Here is a 21,478-nt window from a genome sequence, read left to right as displayed (position 1 = left end):
CCCTCGCCCGTCCCGATCAGGCGTTTTCCCGCGCTACGTCGCGAATCCGTTCGATCATCGAACGCAGGCCGTTGGACCGTTGCGCTGACAAATGATCATTCAGACCCAATCTCGCCAGTTCCCCGCCGGCGTCCACCATCGGCACGTCACGCACTGGCAACCCATTGTACAACGACCGCAACACCGCAATCAGGCCGCGCACGATCAGTGCATCGCTGTCGCCATCAAAACGAAAAACACCGTTGTCAATCATCGGATGCAGCCAGACCTGGCTGGCGCATCCATGAACCTTTGTGGCCGGAACCTTCAGCGCCTCGTCCAGAGGTTCCATCGCCTTGCCCTGATCGATGACATGACGATACCGGTCTTCCCAGTCCTCAAGGAACTCGAAATCCTCGACGATCTCTTCAAAGGCAGGCGTTGCCATGTTGCCGCTGTCCTTTTGTTACCTTCACTTTTTTGACCTATGCCGAGCATGCGCGTCTGTCCAGTCCCAGTCCGGCTTTTCAAAGCATGGAAATTGCGCTAACCCATTGTCGGAACTACTGCTCAGGGCTTTGAGACCATGAAAAAAACACTCACCTTTCTAATGGTCGCATCGCTGACCCTGTCTGCCTGCAATAGCTGGCGCGATTCTCGGGCGAACCCTTCGAACTGGTTTGGCCCGGGCACGCCCCCACCGGAGGAGGTTCCGGTCGACGAAGCCAATGCGCTTATCCCGAAGCAACGCACCGGAACCGGCCTGTTTTCCCGCCCCGAAGAAGCGGATACGAGCGTCCTGCTTGCAAGGATCGATGAACTGAGGATCGATCCAACACCCTCGGGCGCGATTGTCTATGCATCCGGCACGGCAATACGCCAGGGCGCCTTCAATGCGCGTCTGGTTCCTGTTGTCAGTGAAGAGAACTCGAAAAACGGCGTTCTGGAATTCGGCTTTCGGGTAAATTACCCCAAGGCTCAGACCCGCCAAGGTTCCGAGAGGTCCCGGATGGTTTCGGACGCGATCAATGTCAGCCTGCAGGATCTGCAATCCATCCGTCTGGTGCGGGTGGTCGGCCAGCAGAACACGTTGGAATCGCGGCGGCGCTGATCGGCGTCAGAGGGAAACGACCTTCACGACCTGCCCTTTGGCGGCCAGGGCGATCTTGCCCTCACACAGTTTCAGGGCGTCTTCACCGAACACCTCAAACCGCCAACCCGACATGGCTGGCAGTTCACGTTCGCCCGCTGCGATCTGATCCAGCTCGGAACTGGTTGCAATCAGTTTGGCCGCCACACCCGAACTTTCGGTTTTTGACTTTAGCAGAACGCGCAGCAAGTCAGATAGCGCCGGGTTGACCTTGAGGTTGTCGCGCGCCTTGTCGACCAGCGGTAGATCCGACGAAGGGCAATTCACACCTGTTTCAACCGCTGCCAGAATCCCGTTGGCAATTGCGCCTTTGCGCGCCTCGCGCAGCAACAAACGTGAACCGCCCAGATCTGATGCCGTTTTCGGTTTGGTCGATGCCAGCTCGATCAATGCGTCATCCTTGAACACGCGGCTGCGTGGCACATTGTTTTCCTGCGCGTATGCCTCGCGAAACTTGGCAAGCTCACGCACGACAGCCAGAAATCTTGCCGAATTCGTGCGCGTTTTGACACGCTTCCAAGCTTCCTCAGGCCGCATTTCATAAGTGCCAGCCTCGGTCAGGGTGCGCAGTTCTTCGGCCACCCAATGGCTGCGGCGTGTTTTTTCCAGCTCAGCCGCCAGATGTTCGTAAATCTGACGCAGGTGGGTCACGTCCGCCAGCGCATAGGTCTTTTGCGCATCGGTCAGCGGGCGCCGTGACCAATCCGTAAAGCGAGAAGTCTTGTCGACGCCCTGTCGGCAAATCTTGCGCACAAGCGTCTCATAGCCGACCTGTTCGCCAAATCCGCAGACCATTGCGGCCACCTGCGTATCGAACAGGGGTTTTGGGAAGACACCCGCCTCGACCCAGAAAATCTCCAGATCCTGACGCGCAGCGTGGAACACCTTGACGATGTCCTCATTCCGAAACAGGTCGAAAAGCGGTTCAAGCGACAGCCCATCCGCCAGTGGGTCCACCAGAACGGCGCTGTCTTCGTCGTTGGAAGGGACGGCAAGCTGAACCAGGCAGAGTTTCGAATAATAGGTACGCTCGCGCAGAAACTCGGTGTCCACGGTGACATAAGGGAAGTCCGCCGCGGCCTTGCAGAATGCGGCCAGCTCTTGCGTCGTTGTCAGGGTTTTCATTCGCCGTACTGTTCTTGCTCTTGTTCTTTCAATTGCCCGTTTTTGACCTCGTCCCGAGCCTTTGAGCAAACCATAGGCAGAATAACAGCCGCGTGTAAATCACCCACAGCGGATCACGGCAGCAGAACTGGCGACCTGTTGCCTTCTGCATACCTTCTCAGCACGGCAGGATACAGTTTGTGTTCCCAGGCCAGCACGCGCTCCGCCAAAGATTCCGGCGTATCGCCTGCTTCGACCCTGACTCGCGCCTGTCCCAGGATCGGCCCGTCATCCAGCGCGGCGGTGACTTCGTGCACCGAGCATCCATGCTCCGCGTCGCCCGCCGCGATGGCCCGGGCATGCGTATCCAGACCTTTGTACTTGGGCAGCAGAGAGGGGTGGATATTCAGCATCCTGCCCTGAAACTGGGAAACGAAATCGCCGGTCAGCACCCGCATGAATCCGGCGAGGCACACAATATCCGGCTGTGCTTCCTGCAAGGGTTTCAACAGTTCGGCTTCGAAAGCGGCGCGATCACCGTTGAACGGGCGGTGATCCACCACAGCGGTCGGAATGCCCCGATCCGTGGCCTTTCTTAAACCGCCGGCCTGCGCGTTGTTGGCCAGAACCAGACAGGGACGCGCCGGATGTTCGCCGGTCATACTGTCAACCAACGACACCATGTTCGATCCGCCACCGGAAATCAGGATGGCGACGCGCTTATGGCTCACAGCAATTTACCGGAATAGGATACACCGGGCTGATCGGTAACGGTGCCAATGCGGGAAACGCTTTCTCCGGCTTCAGTCAACAGGTTTGCCAATTCATCAGCACGGTCAGCGGCGCAGACAATGATCATGCCGATGCCGCAGTTGAAAGTCTTCAGCATCTCGGCCTCGGCAATGCCGCCGACCTGAGCCATCCAGCCAAAGACCGGGGGCAGTGTCCACGAACTCAAGTCAATTTCGGCACCCAGATCGTCGGGCAGAACCCGAGGCAGGTTTTCGGTCAGACCGCCGCCGGTAATATGGGCCAGCGCATGTACGCCCCCGGCCCGGATCGCCTGCAGTGCTTGTTTCACATAAAGCCGTGTCGGGGTCAGCAATGCCTCGCCCAACGACCCGTCACCAAACGGAGAATCTGCATCCCAGCCCAGGCCCGACATCTCGACCAGTTTGCGCACCAGCGAATACCCGTTGGAATGCACCCCATTGGACGCCAGTCCCAGCAGAACATCGCCTTGCTGCACACCTGCCGGCAGATGCGCACCGCGTTCCATGGCACCGACCGAGAAGCCGGCCAGATCGAAATCTCCTTCCGGGTACATGCCCGGCATTTCCGCCGTCTCTCCACCGATCAGGGCACAGCCAGACTGAACGCAACCTTCAGCAATACCTTCGATGATCCGGGCGGCTGTATCGGTATCCAGCTTGCCGGTCGCAAAGTAGTCCAGGAAAAACAGCGGCTCGGCCCCCTGACAGATCAGGTCGTTGACGCACATGGCGACAAGATCGATGCCCACGCCGTCGACAACGCCAGTATCAATGGCAATCCGCAGTTTCGTTCCAACTCCGTCCGTCGCACCGACCAGGATCGGATCGGTGTATCCCGCGTCTTTCAGATCAAACAAGGCGCCAAACCCGCCCAGGCCGCTCATCACTCCGGAACGGTTGGTCCGCTTGGCCGCAGGTTTAATGCGGTCCACCAATGCGTTTCCCGCATCAATATCGACACCTGCGTCAGCATAGGTGATTCCGTTCTTGCCCGCTGTCATGGCCAACCCTTCCTGAATGCTATTCGCGCGGGTTATTCGATTGCGCCGCGCGTTGCAACGGTCAGGCGCAACAGGTGTGTCACTGGACGCCGCCGGATGCCGTGAACGCCAAGAATTTCAGATTGAGCACCGAACACTCTTGGCGTGCCGATAACATTGCTGTACGTAGCGCGTGTTCCTGGGGGATTAGCTCAATTGGTTAGAGCAGAGCGCTCATAACGCTTTGGTTGGGGGTTCAAGTCCCTCATCCCCTAGGAGAGTGGATTTCCCCATATTACGTTCAGGCACTGTTCGGGTGTTAGTTGGACAAGGAACAATAGATCCGATTCGCGGTAAAGAATCATAACCTTAGCCAGTTGTGGCAAACCTTGCGCTGCGAGAGGGTGAATACCGGAAAAGTGGTGAGCCGTGCAGGACTCGAACCTGCTGCCTCCAAATTAGGAATTTGGCGCTCTATCCAGATGAGCTAACGGCCCTTGCCTCCCAAAGTAATTCGGGGAATGCCCGGACAATGTCAACGGTGTAACGCTTTTGCATTACCGACGGCCGGCCAAGGCACTCAATTTGCTTTCAGCCGAAATATGAAACGAAGACCGAAAAGGCAAAGGTTACTGGGTATTCTTCCCATAGAGCGCAGTTTCAAGATACCGGTCCGGAAGCCCTCCGCAATCGTAGCCGCGATTCGCGCCGGAACTGCCGTTACCGTCCAATAATGATATCCGCACACAGTCCGCCCAGTCGGCTGCTTTCGGCCAGCCGCAAAACGCCGCCGTGCGCGCGGGCTATGTCGGCCACAATCGCCAGCCCCAATCCCACGCCGCTGCCCTTGTTTTGATTCCGGGACGGATCAAGCCGGGTGAAGGGCTTGACCGCCTCGGTGCGCTGTTCCGCAGGGATGCCGGGTCCGTCATCTTCGACCCTGACCCGCAACGACTTCTGCGTCAGGGTCAGACTGACCTCTGCCCTGTCGCCATAGCGAACCGCATTACCGATCAGGTTTTCAACGGCGCGCCGAAATGCCGTCGAGCGCAACATGACGGTTCCTCCGCCTTCGACTGAAACCAGTTCAACCGCTAGCCCGGCGCGTTGTGCGTCGTCCACAATCTGCTGCAGCAGGATTTCCGGGTTCACTTCTTCCGGTGCGCCCTCGGCGGCACCCCGCGAAAACTCCAGAAATGCATCCAGCAGCGATTGCATCTCATTCACGTCCTGCAACAGGGGCGCTGCTTCATCCTCGGGCAACATCGACAGACCCAGTTTCAGACGCGTCAACGGCGTTCTCAGGTCGTGGCTGACCCCGGACAACATCAGGGTACGCTGTTCCATCTGACGTTCGATCCGTGCGCGCATGTCCAGAAAGGCGCTTCCTGCCGCGCGGACTTCGGTGGCACCTCCGGGTGAATACGGCACGACCCTGCCCCGCCCGAAGGCCTGGGCCGCGTTTGCCAGCCGGGTGATCGGTCGCAACTGATTGCGCATGTACAGAAACGATATCGTTGTCATCACTATGGCGAAGAACACCATCGTCACAATCAACTGATGCGGTGTTGTAGGTGACAGGCGGCGACGATCGAATGTCAGTTGTAGCAGTCCCAGGTCCGTATCCAGGTACAGCCGGGCTTCGTGACCGCTGGGAAGGGCCACAGCCGTCAGATTCGGAATCAACGCTCGCAATTCCGCTTCCACCTGAGGCGCGATGAAATCGTACCAGCGCCGCCTGCCGACATCGGGCTGTTCGTTCAGGTCAAGAAACCGAAGCTGCATTTCGAGCGTGGCCAGTTCGGGCCGTATCGCAGCCAACACCTGCTGCTGCGTTTCCGCGTGTTCAACGGCCTCGGTCACCAGCATCACTTCGCGCGACGTCGCGCGCGTCATCTGCGCGGTGACATCCTCCAGGTGTTTTTGCAGAAACGCGATTCCCACCACCAGCAGCAGGACAGCCACCGGCAGAACAATGATCAGGGCAGCCCGGGCGTACAGGCTGCGCGGCATATATGGTTTGAGCCAATGCGTTGACATGCGCTAAACCTAGCGAGCCGCACCGGCAAGAGAAAGAGCACATCGCCCATGCAAGCCCCCGACGATTTCGACCCGCCGACAGGACAGGCCGAGCAATTGCAACACGGCCTCAGACGCATCGTGGCTCCAAACCCGTCTCCGATGACGTATCGCGGGACCAATACTTATCTTCTGGGATCAGGGGACGTCGCGGTTATCGATCCCGGCCCCCTCAGCGAACCGCATCTCGACGCCATTCTGGGCGCGCTGAACCCTGGGCAGAAGATCAGCCACATCTTTGTCACCCACAGCCATCTGGACCATTCTCCCCTCGCCGCCCCTTTGTCCGCCCGCACCGGTGCGCCGATTCTGGCTTTTGGCGGCCCCGAGGCCGGGCGCAGCAACGTAATGCGCGAACTTGCGGAAAACGGTCTTGTTGGCGGTGGTGAAGGAATAGACGGGGATTTTCGCCCGCATGTCGAACTGGCAGACGGCGAAACCGTTGACGGCGACGGCTGGCAGGTCGAGGTTATTCATACGCCGGGCCATCTGGGAAACCACATCGCGCTCGCCTGGGGTGATGTGTGCTTTACAGCGGATCACGTGATGGGCTGGGCCAGTTCTCTGGTGTCTCCGCCGGACGGGGATCTGACCGATTTCATGGTCGCCTGTGAACGTCTTCGTGCCCGTGACTGGTCTGTCTTTCATGCGGGACATGGTGCACCCATTGCCGATCCCGCCGCCCGGCTGGACTGGCTGATCAGCCACCGAAGAAGCCGTGAAGCCCAGATACTGCAGACGCTCAGCGATAACCCCGGCACCGCCCGTGAGCTTGCCGCACGAATTTACACCGACACGCCAGAAACACTTCTGCCCGCAGCCGAGCGGAATGTTTTTGCGCATCTTGTTGATCTTTGGGGAAGATCGCGCGTCCGTCCGACAGGAAAATTGTCGACCGACGCTTGTTTTCACAGGGTGGAATAAGCCGAAAAGAATTTTCGTTTTTCCGGTCGTTCTGCTCTGGACGGCGAAATCCGAGGTTGCTATATGGCCCTCAGTTCCGGCGTAGCTCAGCGGTAGAGCAGTTGACTGTTAATCAATTGGTCGTAGGTTCGATCCCTACCGCCGGAGCCAAATTTTCCAATAGGTTACGCAAAAAGCCGCCCGCTGAAAGGCGGCTTGCGTCCCTTATGCGTCCCCGGAAAGAGTGCGATTCTACGGCAATCCGTGGACCTTGAAGATTTCGACGAAGGTCTGGTCCGTGTACGCGCGCAGCGGGTCTGACTTTGCCACGTCATAGCAGGCGTCTTTGATCCGCAATGCCAATTCCGTTTTGAAGGTGCGGTTGTTTTTCTTGATCTCTACGACCCGGAGGATGGCCCCTGCCCCTTGGTGGCATTCGTTCAACTCGACCAGTTCGTCTTCGATCAGGCTGACCGCCTCTGGCGTGTTCGCTTCCTTGGCGACTTTCTTGAGGTAGTCTGCGGCTTGGTCCTTGTCGCCCTTCTCGCAGGCTTGCTGAGACCATCTGATGTAGTCTTTCCAGATGCGCACGTCTTTCTCGGAGACGTCTGCGATCGCGCTGGTGCCGATCAATGCGGCTGCGATGGTGCTGGCGATCAGCCTCATTTCGCTGCCTCCGCCATTTTTTCCGGCCAGTTTTACTGCCGTGCCGGTCGCCGCGACCACCATCATTTTTCCGCTGCCGCCGATGTCGTTGTATTCGATGCTGACGCCGACCACCGCGTCTGCGCCTAGCGCCACGGCTTCTGCCTTGAGGTCTTCCATCGCCTGCTGGCGCGCGTCCTTCATCGCTGTCTGCATTGTCTGCGAGTTGCCCCCAACCGCGCCCCGCAGGTCGGCCATCATGTCCTTGAAGACGCTCACGCCTAAGACGGTCTCGCCCGCGACGATGCCGAGGCGTTCTGTGACCGGCAGGTTGTGCGCCGTCTCCGTGGTGACGATCATGCCCGCCGCTTGAGCTTGGATGGTGCGCTGTTGTTCTTCCCGCTCTGCGATCTCGATTTGGCGCACTTCTCTTGGCGCTCCGCCGGTGTGGATTGCGATTTGGTCGAGGTGGCAGTCTACGCAGTACCCGATCACTTGTTTGAGGAAGCTGACTTTCGTGCCGCATTTTTTGCAGTTCATTTTGTGTTTCCTGAAAACTCTAGTTTTTCCAATTCTTTCGCAAAACTATCCAACCCATAGGCCAAACCAGCGGCGATAAACCGATCCACACATTTCGTTTCTGCAAATTGCTTTCTGTCAATTTCACTGTTTGGAGGAACGTTGGTCCACCAATCCATATTATTGACCCAAGCAACAGTACCCTTTGCCGGAAAAATTGTCTTGCCCAACTGTTCCTGTACAAAATTCATTGCTTCGAAAAGTTCATAGCTTCCGCTCATTTCAGCAGCGACGTAACATAGACAATGCGCGGTTTGAAATTCCTTCGCCTCGCTCGCGATAGACGATGTTCCAGCAACGGAAGTAGCAATTAAGATTGCGAAGATTTTCACTGTTTCGATCCCTATTTCTTGATTGGCGCGGCGCCCGAACTCAAGTGCCACACGATTTCGATTGAATCTGAAACTAAGGCATCAGCAATTGGTCAGCTTGGCTTGCAGCGCTAGGACCTTACCCTTGGTGGCCGCGATGTCTCCTGAGACGTCCGCTCCGGACAGGCTAGATACTGGGACGCCAATTAGAAATACGCCCACCGCGTCGCCCACAACTGCGCCTTCCTGCTTGCTCGACAGCGCCGCTAGGCGTGTCTGCTCTTGGTGCAGGATATTTGCTGCCTGTGAACATGACGTATTGGTGTATGCGCCAGCCATGCTTACCGGTGCGATGGCTGATGGCGATTGCGCGCAAGCCGATACCAATGTACCGCCCAACAGGGCCGTAGCGACAACAGCTTTTTTCATTTTTCCGATCCTTTCCTTATTCATGCTTTTCTCAGCAATCAACCTAGGCAAGCGAGCGGTTCACTGATTTTCAAAGATTGCCGTTGAGTTTGTGATTTTTGCCAAAATTGAACTTTTTGTTGCTGAAAAAGCATCAATAGACATCTGTTTTAATGTGATTTTCTCTGAAACATTAACAATGTCAAAAATTGTTATTAAACCACAACACAAAGTCTCGTCGCCACGATAACGACGAGTGTTTTGGGTAGTGCTTAGGGATTGGTCGCGCGATGAGTAAGGTTGATATTTCTCGTTTGAGCCATCTGATAGATGTCTTCAATTCCATTTCGGACGACAAGTCATCTTTGGAGCGAGTTCTCCATGCAGCCGGGCTGTCAGCTGATGATATCGCGCCGAACGTCGAAGAAGTACTTGCTTCAAAGGAAGCAGGATTCGTAAGAGCGGCCTGCGATGAGCTTCGGGACAACACTTTCGGAGCCAAAGCAGGTCTCACCTTTAAGGAATCTGCCTCATTAACGGGCTATATTGCAAAATACTCAAAGAGCCTTGAAGCCGCAATCCGGAACACATCGAGGTTTTCAACTCTAATTGATCCCGCTTTTTCGTACACTCTGAACATATCTAGCAACTATTGTTCCTTCGTAGTGTCCTACAAGGACGCGACCTTCGCGAAGTTCCACAGGCACACCGAGTTCGCTTTATTTGGAGCAATCTCTCGGATGCGATCGCTAACTGGGGTCGATTTCTACCCCGTAGAGGCTCGATTTAAGCACGAAAGAAACTCACCGTGTGATCTCGAAAAAATTGTTGGGTTTCCGATTTCCTTTGGCGCTGAGAACATAGAGGTTATTTTGCCCCTCTCTGTTTTAGATCTGCCTATTCCAACCTACGAACCTCGCCTGAGAATGCACCTGATGAAGTACGGCGAGCAGTTGTTGAGCCAAGTCCCTAACGAGAAACCCGGCCTCCGATCAAGAATTGAAGCGCTGCTTTCCAACGGGTTACCGGGAAGAATGCTGCCAGCAGAAGAAATTGCCTCTTGTCTTGGCATGAGCAAAAGGACATTTGCGAGAAAGTTGAATGAGGAAGGCTTAGGTTACCGAGAAATCGTCGACGAGCTAAGGTGTGATCTCGCCAAAACTTATTTGAAAGATGGCATCAACGTTTCCGAAATTTCATTCATTCTGGACTACGCAGACTCCGCCGCTTTCTCGACTGCATTCAAAAGGTGGACCGGTGAAACTCCGAGTGCATATCGCCAATCCGCCTAGCTTCTAAGGACGGGGGCGGTTCGCAAGCTTCGGATTTCCTGCCGCGACCCCCGCCCTCCGGTTCTTTCGCGCAACGCGGTTAAATTATTATTATTTTTTAGCGATTTATCAAAGATTATCAAACAATTACAAATAAAGGGAAAAGCCGAAAATTGCTAGGCAAAAGGCCAAACAGGGCCTTAGCTCAATAAACTGAATGAATTCTGATACTTATGAGGATTTTTGGTCGTTGGGCATATTGACCCTCTGGGCGGGCTGGCCAAAAAGACTGTAGAATACTCAGAGCAATCTGGTTTCTGAAGGGCGGTAGAATACAAAGTTTGAATGCCGTCTTTGGGCTCAACGAGACCGTTGGCCGCGCCGTCAAGGAAAGTCCGCCTTGAGTCGCAGCCGTATCAGATCAGAAGATCTTGTACTTCACCCTTCAAAAAAACGTATTTGCATCTGGACCTCCGCTTTGCCTGTTGATACACGCAGCTCAGTTCCGGCGTAGCTCAGCGGTAGAGCAGTTGACTGTTAATCAATTGGTCGTAGGTTCGATCCCTACCGCCGGAGCCAAAATACCAGAAAAACAAGAGCTTAACCGGTCAGCGCATTCGCGTGATCTGAACGCAAAATGCGTTTCATCACCTTGCCGGTTGCACTCAGTGGAAGGGCGTCGACAAAGACGACCCTGTCCGGGATTTGCCACGAGGCGATTTTCCCATCAAAGAACGACAATATCTCGTCCGGCGCCGGATCCTGCCCATCGGCCCGGACCGCCACAAGCAGCGGGCGTTCGCCCCATTTGGCGTGTGGTACGCCGACGACGGCGGCCGTGGCCAGTTGAGGATGCGCAACGGCAATGTTCTCCAGTTCTACCGAACTGATCCATTCGCCACCCGACTTGATGATGTCCTTGGACCGGTCGCGGATCGTCATGTATCCGTCCGCGTCCAGCGTGGCGACGTCTCCGGTCACAAACCAGCCATCCTGCAATAGGTCCTCGTCCTGCATCCGGAAATAGCTGTCCAGCACCCAATGCCCGCGCACCAACAGGTCGCCCTGCGTCTGTCCGTCGTGCGGCAGATCGTTGCCTGCGTCATCCACGATTTTCAGCTCGACCCCAAACGGCGGGCGACCTTGATTTTCGCGCAACCTGTGCTGTTCTTCAACCGGAAGGTCACGGTGTTTTGCCAAAGCAACATTCGCGGTGCCCAGGGGGCTCATCTCGCTCATGCCCCAGGCGTGCACCGTGTCGACACCATAGGATTCCCTGAACGTTTCGATCATTGATGGCGGGCATGCGGCACCACCGATCACCGTACGGTTCAGACTGGCCAGTTTGCTGCCGGACTGTTCGGCATATGCCAGCAAACCCTGCCAGATCGTCGGCACACCCATGGCCAGCGTAACGCCATATTTGTCGATCAGCTTGACCAGCGCTTCCCCGTGCAGATCAGGGCCAGGCAGAACCATGCGTGATCCGGACATGGCACAGGCATAGGGCGACCCCCAGGCATTGACGTGAAACATCGGAACAACCGGCAGGACCACATCAACCGCCGAAAACCCGATGACATCCGTAGCGTTCGACGCAAAGCTGTGCAGCACCGTCGAACGATGGGAATACAGAACCCCCTTTGGGTTCCCGGTTGTTCCGGACGTGTAGCACAGGCCCGCAGCGGTATTTTCATCAAAGCTGGGCCAATCAAAGTCCGCCTTGCCGGTTTCCAGTAGCTCGTCATAGAACTGCAATCCTGGGATCTGCGACAGGGCATCCTGATTTCTCGGTCCCATCAGTACGTAGTGCTGTACTTCGGTCAGTTTGTCGCGCAGCGCCGCGACCAAGGGGATGAAGGTCGCGTCAAAGAACAGGACCCGATCCTTTGCGTGGTTGATGATGTATGTAAGCTGTTCGGGAAACAGGCGCGGGTTCACAGTATGGCAGACATACCCGGCCCCCGAAGTTGCATAGTAGATTTCCAGATGGCGGCGGTTGTTCCATGCAAGCGTACCAATCCGGTCCTGCGGCTGCAGGCCCAGTTGCGTAATTGCGGACGCAAGCCGACGCGCATTTCGGGCAATCTCGGACCAGTTGGTCTGTGTGAAGGTTCCATCGGTTTCTACCGAATGAATCTCGGTCTGTCCGTGATAGCGTTCCGCATGATCAATCAGCGACGAAATCAGCATTGGCTGCGTCATCATCTGTCCCAGCATGGGCATCCTCCCTTTGGCTGCGCCGCAAGAGGCCCGCGGCGCTGATCCCTGATCATCAATCTGCACCGGACCAAGTCTCGGCGGTCTGATCAGAGCGTCTCCCCCGACAAATCCTGCCAATCATTTAATTGTCTGACAATAAAAGATTGTACAAAACCGCGCTAAGGGAGCCGGTGTTTTTAGGGAATTCAGGCTCTGTGACGTAGGGCGTAGTCTACCAAGGCAGCGGTCGAACCGTCCTTTTTCGCGGCACTTTCGTCGCCGTCGATGATTGGTCCCAGAGATGTAGCAAGCTCTTTACCCAGCTCAACGCCCCATTGGTCGAACGAGTTGATGCCCAGCAAAATGCCCTCCACGAAAACCCGATGTTCATAGAGTGCAATGATCTGGCCTAGCACAAACGGGGTCAGGTTTGGATAGATCAGCGTCGAGGATGGACGGTTACCCGGAAACACGCGGTGACGCGCCTGCCGCACCAGCTCATCGCCCTTCAACCCCTTGTCTGCCATCCGCGACCGCGCTTCGTCCAGCGAACGCCCGCGCATCAGCGCTTCGGATTGGGCCAGACAATTGGCCAGCAAAAGGCGGTGGTGATGCGCCAGTTCAGGTTCGTGTCCTTCTGCGGCCACCATGAACTCGCACGGGATTATGTCGGTGCCCTGATGGATCAGCTGGTAAAAGGCGTGCTGTCCGTTTGTTCCCGGCTCTCCCCAGACAACCGGGCCAGACGGCACGGTCAACGGGCTGCCATCCATGGCGACCGACTTGCCGTTCGATTCCATTTCAAGCTGTTGGAAATAGGCCGGAAGACGCAGCAAACGCTGATCATAGGGCAGAACGGCGCGGCTGGGATAGCCCAGTACCTGACGGTGCCATACACCAACAAGCGCCAGCATCACCGGCATATTCTCGGACCACTCAGCCGACCGGAAATGCAGGTCCATTGCCTGACCGCCACGCAGGAACGCGTCAAAGGCGTTGGACCCGACGGCGATCATCACCGGCAGGCCAACTGGCCCCCAGACGGAATAGCGCCCGCCGACCCAGTCGGCGAAACCAAATACGCGGTCTTCCGGGATGCCAAAGGCCTGCGTCTTGTCAAGCGCGCTTGACACGGCGGCAAATTGACGGGCCGGGTCACCGCCGCCGTCCAGCATCCAGGCGCGCGCTGTTCGGGCATTGGTCATTGTTTCGATGGTCGTGAACGTCTTGGAGGCGACTATGACCAGCGTTCGCGTTGGATCCAGCTGGCGCAACGTATCCGCGATATGCGCACCATCCACGTTCGAGACATAGTGCAGCCTTGGACCGTCATGGTATGGCGAAAGCGCATGGGTGGCCATGACGGGCCCCAGGTCGGATCCGCCGATCCCGATATTCACTACATCCGTAAAGCTACCCCCTGCCCCAACGATCGAGCCTCCGCGTACTTCTTCCGCAAAAACGCGCATCCGCTGCAATGTGTCCAGAACCTCTGGCATCACATCCTGACCATCGACCTCAACCGGCCCGCCATCCAAATTTCGCAGCGCGGTGTGAAGGACCGCGCGCCCTTCGGTCTGATTTATTTTCTCGCCGTTAAACATGGCGGCACGCTTGTCGGCCAGCCCCGCAGAATCGCAGAGCCCGGTCAAGGCGTCGCGAATTTCCGAGTTGATCAGGGTTTTGGAGTAGTCGAACAGCAGATCCCCGGCAGATGCCGAAAACTCGTGCGCCCGGTCAGCGTCACTGTCGAAAAGGTCCAGAATGCTGTGATCCTTCGCAGATGTTGCCAGCGATTTGAGAGTGTCCAACTGCATTGTCATCACTCCGCCCAGTGAACCGTCAAACCGCTCAGAACCGCGGCGATCGGCGCTTCTTCCGGCGGCAGTGACATTGCGCGTTCCAGCGCCTCGCGCTTGGATGCGCCATAGATGACCAGATGTTTGGACAGCGCCCCATCCAGTACCGGCGCGGTCAGGGTGATGCGCGCTTCGGGCTGAACTTCGGTACGAGCCACCGCCAGTGTAGGTGCGTGGCTGCTCAGGGCTGCCTCGAGCCCGTCCATACCGGGAAACAACGATGCCGTGTGCATGTCTTCGCCCATGCCCAGCACCAGAACCGACAAAGGCAGAACCGGGGCAAGAAGGCTTTCAATCTCGGGTAAAATCTCTTCGGGCGCCTTGCCGGAAACATAAAGCGGAAGATATTGCGCGACCGAGGCCCGGCTGGTCAGCAAACGTTCGCGAATGAGCCGTTCGTTCGAGCGGTCGTGGTCGCCCGGAACGCAGCGTTCATCCGTCGGCAGGACACATACCCGGTCCCACTCAAGATCGGCGGCGCAAAGCCCATCGAAGATCGGCCCCGGTGTCGTGCCCCCTGGAACAGCCAAAGACACCACGTCATGGTGCAGCAAGGCCGCCTCAAGATCCCCGGCCAACGCGTTTGCCACATCGATGGCCAGCATGTCGCGGTCTGCATATTTCTGAATATTCATGGCTTTATCCCTTGCCAGTGGCGACCATCTCTTTTCATCAGCTGCTCGGCGTCGCCCGGACCGGTGCTGCCTGTATCATAGGGTTTCGGCACGTCACCCCGCGCCTGCCACCCGGCAATGATCGGGTCGGTCCAGGCCCACGCCGCGTCGACCTCGTCCCCGCGCATGAACAGGGTCTGGTTGCCCCGGATCACGTCCATGACAAGCCGTTCATAAGCGTCCGGCGGGTCCTGATTTTCGGGGCCCAGAGCAACGGCAAAGCTCATGTCCAGCGGCACGTCGATCAGACGCATCCCGCCCTGTCCCGGTTCCTTGATCGTAACCTTCAGCGTGATGCCCTCATTTGGCTGCAGCCGGATGGATAGCGCATTGGCATGCCGCCCGGATTCCTCACCAAAGATCGAGTGCGGCGCATCCTTGAACTGCACATTGATCACCGAGGACCGCGCCACCAGCCTCTTGCCCGTGCGCATATAGAACGGGGTCCCCGCCCACCGCCAATTGCTGATATGGGCCCGCAAGGCCACGTAGCTTTCCGTGGTCGAACGCGGGTTGCCCACAATGTCACGATAGCCGGGCATGCCGCCGCCTGCCGCAAATTGACCGCGCACGATGTGGTGCGGCTCAACCGGGTCCAGTGCGCGAATGACTTTCAGCTTTTCATCCCGCACCGCGTCCGGGTCGAACTTGGCCGGCGGTTCCATCGCGATCAGGCACAGAAGCTGCATCAGATGGTTCTGCATCATATCACGCATTGCACCCGCGCGGTCGTAATACTCCTCGCGGCCGTTTATGCCGACGGTCTCGGCAACGGTGATCTGGATGTGATCGACATACTGGCTGTTCCACAACGGTTCGAACAGCATGTTCCCGAAGCGGACAGCCATCAGGTTCTGAACCGTTTCCTTGCCCAGGTAGTGATCAATCCGATAGATCTGCCCCTCTTCGAAATGCGCCGCCAAAGTCGCATTCAGGACCCGCGCACTGTCCAGATCATGCCCAAAGGGTTTTTCAACCACGATCCGCGTTTGCGATGTCGCCAGATCGTTGGATTTGATCCGCTCCGCCAACGGTCCAAACAACCTTGGACCAACCGAAAAGTAAAATGCGCGGATGCGGTCGGTTGTCAGTTTTTCCGCCAGCCGATCCCATCCCACTGTCGACAGGCCGTCCAGAGCGACATAATCGACACGTTGAAGGAAGCTTTCCAGCGCTGCTTCGTCCTGACAATGCCGGGACGCGTGCTGACGCAGAGATTCGGCCACGATATCGCGGAACCCCTGACGGTCATGATCCCCTCGTGCCGCGCCGATGATCTGAACATCGTCGGGCCATTGCCTTGCACAGAACCTCCGGAACAACGCAGGAAGAATCTTGCGCTTTGCCAGATCGCCGGTTGCGCCGAAAATGACCAGATCGAACGGGTCCACAGGTATGACACGAGAAACCATGGGTTTTCCTTACCTTGCCCCTGACGGCATGTCCAATGTTAGCGCAATCAATTTTCAATTCTCGCAGGTCATCAAAACTCTGTCAGGACCGCCGCGTCATACTTAACTCTGCTGTCCCGAAAGGTTAAGTCATTCTGACGACTGCAAGGAACCGGATACGGGAATGAAAGACAACGCTGCCCAAATCGCCAATGCTGGAAAATTTCAGGACAAACTGATGACAGCAGACGGTCAGATTCGCGCCTCGGTAAGGCTGAGCAATCCCGAAACGCTTTGGTTCAACACCGGAACCCTATGCAATATCGAATGCGTGAACTGTTATATTGCCAGCAGTCCAACCAACGATGCTCTGGTCTATATCACGGCGGCGGAGGTGACTGATTTTCTGAAGCAAATCAAATCCAGAAACTGGCCGGTCCGCGAAATTGGATTCACTGGGGGCGAGCCGTTCATGAACCCCGAGATGATCGACATGACCCGGGCCGCCTTGGAACACGGGTTTGAGGTCCTGATCCTGACCAACGCCATGAAACCGATGATGCGCCGCAAGATGCGCGAGGGCCTTTTAGGTCTGCAACGTGACTTTGGCGACAAGCTGACATTGCGGGTCTCGGTCGATCACTTCCTGCCCGAACTGCACGACAAGGAACGCGGCACAGGAAGCTTTGGAAAAACCCAGACCGGGATGGAATGGCTGCGCGACAACGGGATCAAAATGGCGGTTGCCGGCCGTACGGTCTGGGGGGATACCGACACAGAAAGCCGCGCCGGCTATGCGGCGTTTTTTGCAGAGCATGGCTTTGACATCGACGCGCACGACCCTGGTCAAACTGTCCTGTTTCCCGAGATGGACGAAACCGCCGAAGTACCTGAAATCACGACCGCTTGTTGGGGCATACTGGACAAATCTCCCGACAGCGTCATGTGCGCCTCGTCCCGCATGGTGGTCAAACGCAAAGGCGCGGATCGTCCGGCGGTTCTGGCCTGCACCTTGCTACCCTATGAGGCTGAGTTCGAGATGGGGCCGACACTTGCAGACGCTGAGGCGGACGTGCACCTGAACCACCCACATTGCGCCAAATTCTGCGTCCTGGGCGGCGCAAGCTGTTCCGCTTGAACCTCAGTTCAGTTCCGGGGATTTCCAGTATTTGGTTCCTGACGCCCCGGCAGAGACGCGCCAGCCCTTTTTGCTGAGCACAAAGAACGAACGCCCCTCGGTGAACCGGACCGTCTCGCTTTTGCTGTCATCGCCGTACATGGCACCGGATTCAGCCGTCGCGTCGTATCCGTAGGCGATAAAGTGTTCCAGATCTGCGGGGGTCTCGAACAGGATGACGAACTTGGTTTCAAAACCGCCAATGCCGATAGCTGCACCAACCCCACCTGTTCCCATGTTCATGTAAGTGTGCTGACCTGTTTCTTTTGATACCGCCACACCTCGCCCATATCCTGCGGAAACAGGAAAAACCGTGACTTTTCGGGAATCAAACACCGCATAGCCCGCACTGATTTCATAAAGAAACGCCGCATCCGGGTTTTCCGCCAGCAACTGGGTCAGTACCGTTTCCGCCATAGCATCCAGCTTGGCGCGTGTTTCTTCCGGGGTGGCTTCGTTAGTCACCAGATCGGCGGTTGAATTGAGCGTCTCATCAACCGCGCCTGCGCCCTTCTTGAGTGTCCCGCCGACGGCTTCGGCCCCCTGACCGATGGCGTCCGCCGTGCTTTCAGCACCCTTTTTTATCTTGTCCAAAACTCCTTCGGACGATGCCGGCCCGCAAAACGTCAAACAGGCGGCAACCGCAATCATTACTCTCTGCATCAGGCTAATCCGTGTGTGATCCGAAGTCTGAAGCGCACCTTAACCGATACAACAGAAAATGACACAGGCAACATCAACAGCTGCCTTTCTGGTCCGTTTTCAGTTCACCCGAAATTCACCTACCATGTTACGCCATTCACCCGGTGCGATCATCTTGCGATGCGTGAACCGGACGGAATGAAGCGGCCCTTCGATTTCGCGTTGCCAAAAGTCAATGAAATCAAACAGCTTCGGGTGATCCGGAGCAAGATCGTAATCCTGCCAGATGAACGTATTCAGGACATGAATGTAGTCGGGCATGTGATAGAAGAATTCCGCTGTTGTCAGCCCGTACCCCTTTAACATCAGCTCCGTTTCACTTCGCTCCATGCAGACCTCCGATTTCTGTCAAGGTCTCTTCAGCATAGCATGCAAACCACCTAATCCTTACTTAACAATATGTTACTCTGATGTTACCGAGGTTATTCTTGCGCGATTACGCAGGTTGCTTGCACCTTATGTGCCGGGTCTGATAAGGTGCATCCACAAGATATAGACTCCGCACAAAGAACGGGCAGTTTACGTGAGCGATACGCCAGAAACCCCTGAAAACATGGACGAAACCCCACCGGCACGCCCCGCTTATGACGGCCCGACGGTGTCCATCGAATCCGAGATGCGCACGTCGTACCTCGATTATGCGATGTCCGTCATCGTCAGCCGTGCAATCCCCGATCTGCGCGACGGGCTGAAACCGGTCCACCGGCGTATCCTCTATGCGATGCACGAGACGGGGAACACGCACGACAAGGCATACCGCAAGTCCGCGCGTCCTGTTGGCGATGTGATGGGTAAGTACCACCCGCACGGTGACAGCGCGATCTATGACGCGCTGGTGCGGATGGCGCAGGATTTTTCGATGTCGCTGCCGCTTCTGGATGGTCAGGGCAACTTTGGATCGATGGACGGCGACAACCCGGCGGCCATGCGGTACACCGAAGTCCGAATGGACAAACCTGCTGCGTCGCTGCTGGCCGATATCGAAAAAGAGACGGTCGATTTTCAGGACAACTACGACGGCAAGGACAAGGAACCGACTGTTCTACCCGCGCGCTTCCCAAACATGCTGGTCAACGGTGCCGGCGGTATTGCCGTTGGTATGGCGACCAACATCCCGCCACATAATCTGGGCGAAGTGGTCGATGCCACGCTGGCGCTGATCGACGATCCGGACCTGACCTCCGAGCAACTTATCGAATACGTCCCCGGTCCCGATTTCCCGACCGGCGGCGTGATGCTGGGCCGCTCCGGTGCGCGCAAAGCCTATCTGGAAGGCCGCGGCAGCGTCATCATACGCGCCAAGACCCGCGTTGAGGAGATCCGCAAAGACCGTTACGCCATCGTCGTGGACGAGATTCCCTATCAGGTGAACAAAGCTGCGATGATCGAAAAGATCGCCGAAGCCGTGCGTGAGAAACGCATAGAAGGTGTTGCCCATGTTCAGGATGAATCCGACCGCAACGGTGTACGCGTTGTGGTCGAGCTGAAACGCGACGCGACCCCCGAAGTGGTTCTGAACCAGCTTTACCGGTTCTCGCCGATGCAAACCTCGTTCGGCTGCAACATGCTGGCGCTGAACGGTGGCCGCCCCGAGCAGTTGACCCTGCGCCGCTTCCTGACCTCGTTCATCGACTTCCGCGAAGATGTTGTCGCCCGCCGCACGGCATACGACCTGCGCAAGGCCCGCGAACGCAGCCATATCCTGTGTGGTCTGGCAGTGGCCGTTTCGAACGTGGACGAGGTGGTCGCCACGATCCGCTCATCCGCCGACGCCGCAGAGGCGCGCGAAAAGCTGATGACCCGCCGCTGGCCCGCTGCCGAAATCAAGGGCTACCTGCGCCTGATCGACGACCCTCTGTCAAGAATGAACGACGACGGCACCTATAACCTGACCGAAGTTCAGGCCCGTGCCATCCTCGAACTGCGCTTGCAGCGTCTGACTCAACTGGGCGTCAAAGAGGTCACGGACGAGCTGGAGCAACTGGCCGCCAAGATCAAGGAATACCTGGATACTCTGTCCTCGCGCGAGCGCATCATGGGCATCATCGGCGATGAGTTGCGCGAAGTGCGTGACCAGTTCGCCGTTCCACGCCGTACCGAGATCGTCGACTGGTCCGGCGACATGGAAGACGAAGACCTGATCGAGCGTGAAGACATGGTCGTGACCGTCACTTCGGGCGGGTACATCAAACGCACGCCGCTGGCCGATTTCCGCGCCCAGAAACGCGGCGGCAAGGGTCTTTCGGGTATGCAGACCAAGGAAGAGGACGTGGTTACCACCCTCTTCGTGGCGAATACCCATACGCAATTGCTGTTCTTCACCACCGAAGGGATGGTCTACAAGCTCAAGACCTGGCGTTTGCCGCAGTCCGGGCGCACCGGCAAGGGCAAGGCTATCGTTAACATCCTGCCGATCCCGACCGGCGTTTCCATCGCGGCTATCATGCCCGTGGATGTACCGGATGATGAATGGGAAAACCTGCAGATCGTATTCGCCACCAGCGCCGGAGATGTACGCCGCAATGCGCTGAGCGATTTCACCAACGTCAAGCGCAATGGCAAGATTGCGATGGACCTGCCGGAAAGCGTGGAACTGGTGAATGCCCGCATCTGTTCGGAAGATGACGACGTGATGCTGGTCACCAATTCCGGCCGCGCGATCCGGTTCCAGACCACGGCTGTCCGGGTTTTCAAGGGCCGCAAGTCGACGGGTGTACGCGGCATCAAGCTGACCAACGGCGACCGGGTCGTTTCAATGTCGGTCATCCGCCATTTCGAGGCAACCTCGGACGAGCGTGCCGCTTACCTCAAAATGCGTCGCCTGATGGCCGGTGTTACCGATGAGGCCGAGGCCGACGAGGATGAAGGCAACGCCGACAGCGTTCTGCCTCAGGAGCGGTATGCCGAGATGTCGGCGGCCGAAAACCTGATCCTGACCATCACGACAGGCGGTTCGGGCAAGCTGAGCTCCAGCCATGATTACCCGGTTCGCGGGCGCGGTGGCATGGGCGTTGCGGCCATGGACAAAGCCATGCGCGGTGGCGAACTGGTGGCTTCGTTCCCGGTTGAAATCGACGATCAGATCATGCTGGCCACCTCCAAGGGCCAGTCGATCCGGGTGCCGGTCGATGGCATTTCCTTCCGCTCGCGTTCGGCAGGTGGCGTGAAGGTGTTCAACACCGGGAAAGGCGAAGAAGTCGTCAGCGTTGCCTGGATTGCCGATCAGGGCGACGAAGAGACTGAAGAGTAAATTCTGCCGGACCGCGCAGTCATTCTCTGTGCGGCCCGGCA

The 21,478-nt window shown here is 57.2% G+C and carries 19 protein-coding genes and 4 tRNA genes; 8 read left to right on the top strand and 15 right to left on the bottom strand.

Annotated features, from left to right (window positions below; translation table 11 throughout):
- Positions 1-16: 16 nt before the first annotated feature.
- Positions 17-427, bottom strand: coding sequence for a SufE family protein (locus ACR0MI_RS02215; RefSeq protein ID WP_170614917.1), 411 nt, complete (start codon positions 425-427; stop codon positions 17-19).
- A 138-nt stretch (positions 428-565) separates the two neighbouring features.
- Between ACR0MI_RS02215 and ACR0MI_RS02210 the strand changes: the two genes are divergently transcribed.
- Entirely contained in the window at positions 566-1,090 is a 525-nt protein-coding gene (locus tag ACR0MI_RS02210) for a hypothetical protein (protein WP_170614916.1), read from the top strand.
- Positions 1,091-1,096: 6 nt separating this feature from the next.
- On the opposite strand, the gene rnd is transcribed toward ACR0MI_RS02210, so the two are convergent.
- The 3 genes from rnd to purM form a co-directional block, all read right to left on the bottom strand.
- The gene (gene rnd, locus ACR0MI_RS02205; RefSeq protein ID WP_170677296.1) at positions 1,097-2,254 is read right to left on the bottom strand and encodes a ribonuclease D; all 1,158 of its coding nucleotides are present in this window, start codon (positions 2,252-2,254) and stop codon (positions 1,097-1,099) included.
- A 113-nt stretch (positions 2,255-2,367) separates the two neighbouring features.
- Positions 2,368-2,964, bottom strand: a complete 597-nt coding sequence (purN, locus tag ACR0MI_RS02200; protein WP_170614914.1) for a phosphoribosylglycinamide formyltransferase — start codon at positions 2,962-2,964, stop codon at positions 2,368-2,370.
- Entirely contained in the window at positions 2,961-4,007 is a 1,047-nt protein-coding gene (purM, locus tag ACR0MI_RS02195; protein WP_170614913.1) for a phosphoribosylformylglycinamidine cyclo-ligase, read from the bottom strand. The genes purN and purM overlap by 4 nt, the downstream gene beginning before the upstream one ends.
- A gap of 180 nt (positions 4,008-4,187) precedes the next feature.
- Between purM and ACR0MI_RS02190 the strand changes: the two genes are divergently transcribed.
- Positions 4,188-4,261 (top strand) — tRNA-Met (locus ACR0MI_RS02190).
- 145 nt (positions 4,262-4,406) lie between these two features.
- Here the strand turns inward: ACR0MI_RS02190 and ACR0MI_RS02185 are convergent.
- Both ACR0MI_RS02185 and ACR0MI_RS02180 read right to left on the bottom strand, forming a co-directional pair.
- Positions 4,407-4,483 (bottom strand) — tRNA-Arg (locus ACR0MI_RS02185).
- A gap of 223 nt (positions 4,484-4,706) precedes the next feature.
- Positions 4,707-6,026, bottom strand: coding sequence for an ATP-binding protein (locus ACR0MI_RS02180; protein ID WP_170614912.1), 1,320 nt, complete (start codon positions 6,024-6,026; stop codon positions 4,707-4,709).
- A gap of 48 nt (positions 6,027-6,074) precedes the next feature.
- On the opposite strand from ACR0MI_RS02180, the gene ACR0MI_RS02175 reads away from it, so the two are divergent.
- Positions 6,075-6,989, top strand: a complete 915-nt coding sequence (locus tag ACR0MI_RS02175) for an MBL fold metallo-hydrolase (protein ID WP_170614911.1) — start codon at positions 6,075-6,077, stop codon at positions 6,987-6,989.
- 75 nt (positions 6,990-7,064) lie between these two features.
- A tRNA-Asn gene (locus tag ACR0MI_RS02170) sits at positions 7,065-7,139 on the top strand.
- Positions 7,140-7,220: 81 nt separating this feature from the next.
- On the opposite strand, the gene ACR0MI_RS02165 is transcribed toward ACR0MI_RS02170, so the two are convergent.
- The 3 genes from ACR0MI_RS02165 to ACR0MI_RS02155 are packed head-to-tail and all read right to left on the bottom strand — an operon-like array spanning position 7,221 to position 8,932.
- On the bottom strand, positions 7,221-8,153 hold the full coding sequence (locus tag ACR0MI_RS02165) for a YbjQ family protein (protein ID WP_170816559.1): 933 nt from the start codon (positions 8,151-8,153) through the stop codon (positions 7,221-7,223).
- Positions 8,150-8,575 (bottom strand): hypothetical protein, encoded by a 426-nt coding sequence (locus ACR0MI_RS02160; RefSeq protein ID WP_170816560.1) that lies wholly within the window; start codon positions 8,573-8,575, stop codon positions 8,150-8,152. Before ACR0MI_RS02160 ends, ACR0MI_RS02165 begins: the two co-directional genes overlap by 4 nt.
- Before the next feature lie 30 nt (positions 8,576-8,605).
- The gene (locus ACR0MI_RS02155) at positions 8,606-8,932 is read right to left on the bottom strand and encodes a hypothetical protein (RefSeq protein WP_170610858.1); all 327 of its coding nucleotides are present in this window, start codon (positions 8,930-8,932) and stop codon (positions 8,606-8,608) included.
- A gap of 269 nt (positions 8,933-9,201) precedes the next feature.
- Here ACR0MI_RS02155 and ACR0MI_RS02150 point away from each other — a divergent pair, with 269 nt between their 5' ends.
- Together ACR0MI_RS02150 and ACR0MI_RS02145 are read left to right on the top strand one after the other, a co-directional pair.
- Positions 9,202-10,203: a helix-turn-helix domain-containing protein gene (locus tag ACR0MI_RS02150; RefSeq protein WP_480853512.1), complete on the top strand. Its 1,002-nt coding sequence runs from the start codon at positions 9,202-9,204 to the stop codon at positions 10,201-10,203.
- 483 nt (positions 10,204-10,686) lie between these two features.
- Positions 10,687-10,761, top strand: a tRNA-Asn gene (locus ACR0MI_RS02145).
- A gap of 21 nt (positions 10,762-10,782) precedes the next feature.
- On the opposite strand, the gene ACR0MI_RS02140 is transcribed toward ACR0MI_RS02145, so the two are convergent.
- The 4 genes from ACR0MI_RS02140 to zwf all read right to left on the bottom strand — a co-directional run bounded on the left by ACR0MI_RS02140 (position 10,783) and on the right by zwf (position 16,329).
- Positions 10,783-12,402 (bottom strand): long-chain-fatty-acid--CoA ligase, encoded by a 1,620-nt coding sequence (locus ACR0MI_RS02140; RefSeq protein WP_170610852.1) that lies wholly within the window; start codon positions 12,400-12,402, stop codon positions 10,783-10,785.
- Positions 12,403-12,590: 188 nt separating this feature from the next.
- On the bottom strand, positions 12,591-14,201 hold the full coding sequence (pgi, locus tag ACR0MI_RS02135; RefSeq protein ID WP_170610850.1) for a glucose-6-phosphate isomerase: 1,611 nt from the start codon (positions 14,199-14,201) through the stop codon (positions 12,591-12,593).
- Positions 14,202-14,206: 5 nt separating this feature from the next.
- Positions 14,207-14,878 (bottom strand): 6-phosphogluconolactonase, encoded by a 672-nt coding sequence (gene pgl, locus ACR0MI_RS02130; protein ID WP_170610847.1) that lies wholly within the window; start codon positions 14,876-14,878, stop codon positions 14,207-14,209.
- The gene (zwf, locus tag ACR0MI_RS02125) at positions 14,875-16,329 is read right to left on the bottom strand and encodes a glucose-6-phosphate dehydrogenase (protein WP_170610844.1); all 1,455 of its coding nucleotides are present in this window, start codon (positions 16,327-16,329) and stop codon (positions 14,875-14,877) included. Before zwf ends, pgl begins: the two co-directional genes overlap by 4 nt.
- A 163-nt stretch (positions 16,330-16,492) precedes the next feature.
- On the opposite strand from zwf, the gene ACR0MI_RS02120 reads away from it, so the two are divergent.
- Entirely contained in the window at positions 16,493-17,446 is a 954-nt protein-coding gene (locus ACR0MI_RS02120) for a radical SAM family protein (protein WP_170610841.1), read from the top strand.
- A gap of 3 nt (positions 17,447-17,449) precedes the next feature.
- Here the strand turns inward: ACR0MI_RS02120 and ACR0MI_RS02115 are convergent, their stop codons facing one another.
- Both ACR0MI_RS02115 and ACR0MI_RS02110 read right to left on the bottom strand, forming a co-directional pair.
- Positions 17,450-18,079, bottom strand: a complete 630-nt coding sequence (locus ACR0MI_RS02115; protein WP_480853507.1) for a lipid-binding SYLF domain-containing protein — start codon at positions 18,077-18,079, stop codon at positions 17,450-17,452.
- Positions 18,080-18,247: 168 nt separating this feature from the next.
- Positions 18,248-18,517 carry an usg protein gene (locus ACR0MI_RS02110; protein ID WP_170610835.1) on the bottom strand — a complete coding sequence of 90 codons (270 nt, stop codon included), beginning with the start codon at positions 18,515-18,517 and terminating at the stop codon, positions 18,248-18,250.
- A gap of 193 nt (positions 18,518-18,710) precedes the next feature.
- Here ACR0MI_RS02110 and gyrA point away from each other — a divergent pair, with 193 nt between their 5' ends.
- The gene (gyrA, locus tag ACR0MI_RS02105; RefSeq protein ID WP_170816562.1) at positions 18,711-21,437 is read left to right on the top strand and encodes a DNA gyrase subunit A; all 2,727 of its coding nucleotides are present in this window, start codon (positions 18,711-18,713) and stop codon (positions 21,435-21,437) included.
- Positions 21,438-21,478 lie beyond the last annotated feature (41 nt).

This window comes from Ruegeria sp. D4 (assembly GCF_056534475.1).
This window is presented reverse-complemented; position numbering and strand designations above follow the sequence as displayed.

Coding starts and splice junctions, on each gene's coding strand:
- purM (WP_170614913.1), bottom strand. CDS start 4,007: ATGACAGCGGGCAAGAACGGAATCACCTATGCTGACGCAGGTGTCGAT.
- ACR0MI_RS02150 (WP_480853512.1), top strand. CDS start 9,202: ATGAGTAAGGTTGATATTTCTCGTTTGAGCCATCTGATAGATGTCTTC.
- ACR0MI_RS02110 (WP_170610835.1), bottom strand. CDS start 18,517: ATGGAGCGAAGTGAAACGGAGCTGATGTTAAAGGGGTACGGGCTGACA.
- ACR0MI_RS02175 (WP_170614911.1), top strand. CDS start 6,075: ATGCAAGCCCCCGACGATTTCGACCCGCCGACAGGACAGGCCGAGCAA.
- ACR0MI_RS02140 (WP_170610852.1), bottom strand. CDS start 12,402: ATGCTGGGACAGATGATGACGCAGCCAATGCTGATTTCGTCGCTGATT.
- ACR0MI_RS02165 (WP_170816559.1), bottom strand. CDS start 8,153: ATGAACTGCAAAAAATGCGGCACGAAAGTCAGCTTCCTCAAACAAGTG.
- ACR0MI_RS02120 (WP_170610841.1), top strand. CDS start 16,493: ATGAAAGACAACGCTGCCCAAATCGCCAATGCTGGAAAATTTCAGGAC.
- ACR0MI_RS02180 (WP_170614912.1), bottom strand. CDS start 6,026: ATGTCAACGCATTGGCTCAAACCATATATGCCGCGCAGCCTGTACGCC.
- ACR0MI_RS02210 (WP_170614916.1), top strand. CDS start 566: ATGAAAAAAACACTCACCTTTCTAATGGTCGCATCGCTGACCCTGTCT.
- pgi (WP_170610850.1), bottom strand. CDS start 14,201: ATGCAGTTGGACACTCTCAAATCGCTGGCAACATCTGCGAAGGATCAC.
- ACR0MI_RS02155 (WP_170610858.1), bottom strand. CDS start 8,932: ATGAAAAAAGCTGTTGTCGCTACGGCCCTGTTGGGCGGTACATTGGTA.
- rnd (WP_170677296.1), bottom strand. CDS start 2,254: ATGAAAACCCTGACAACGACGCAAGAGCTGGCCGCATTCTGCAAGGCC.
- zwf (WP_170610844.1), bottom strand. CDS start 16,329: ATGGTTTCTCGTGTCATACCTGTGGACCCGTTCGATCTGGTCATTTTC.
- pgl (WP_170610847.1), bottom strand. CDS start 14,878: ATGAATATTCAGAAATATGCAGACCGCGACATGCTGGCCATCGATGTG.
- ACR0MI_RS02215 (WP_170614917.1), bottom strand. CDS start 427: ATGGCAACGCCTGCCTTTGAAGAGATCGTCGAGGATTTCGAGTTCCTT.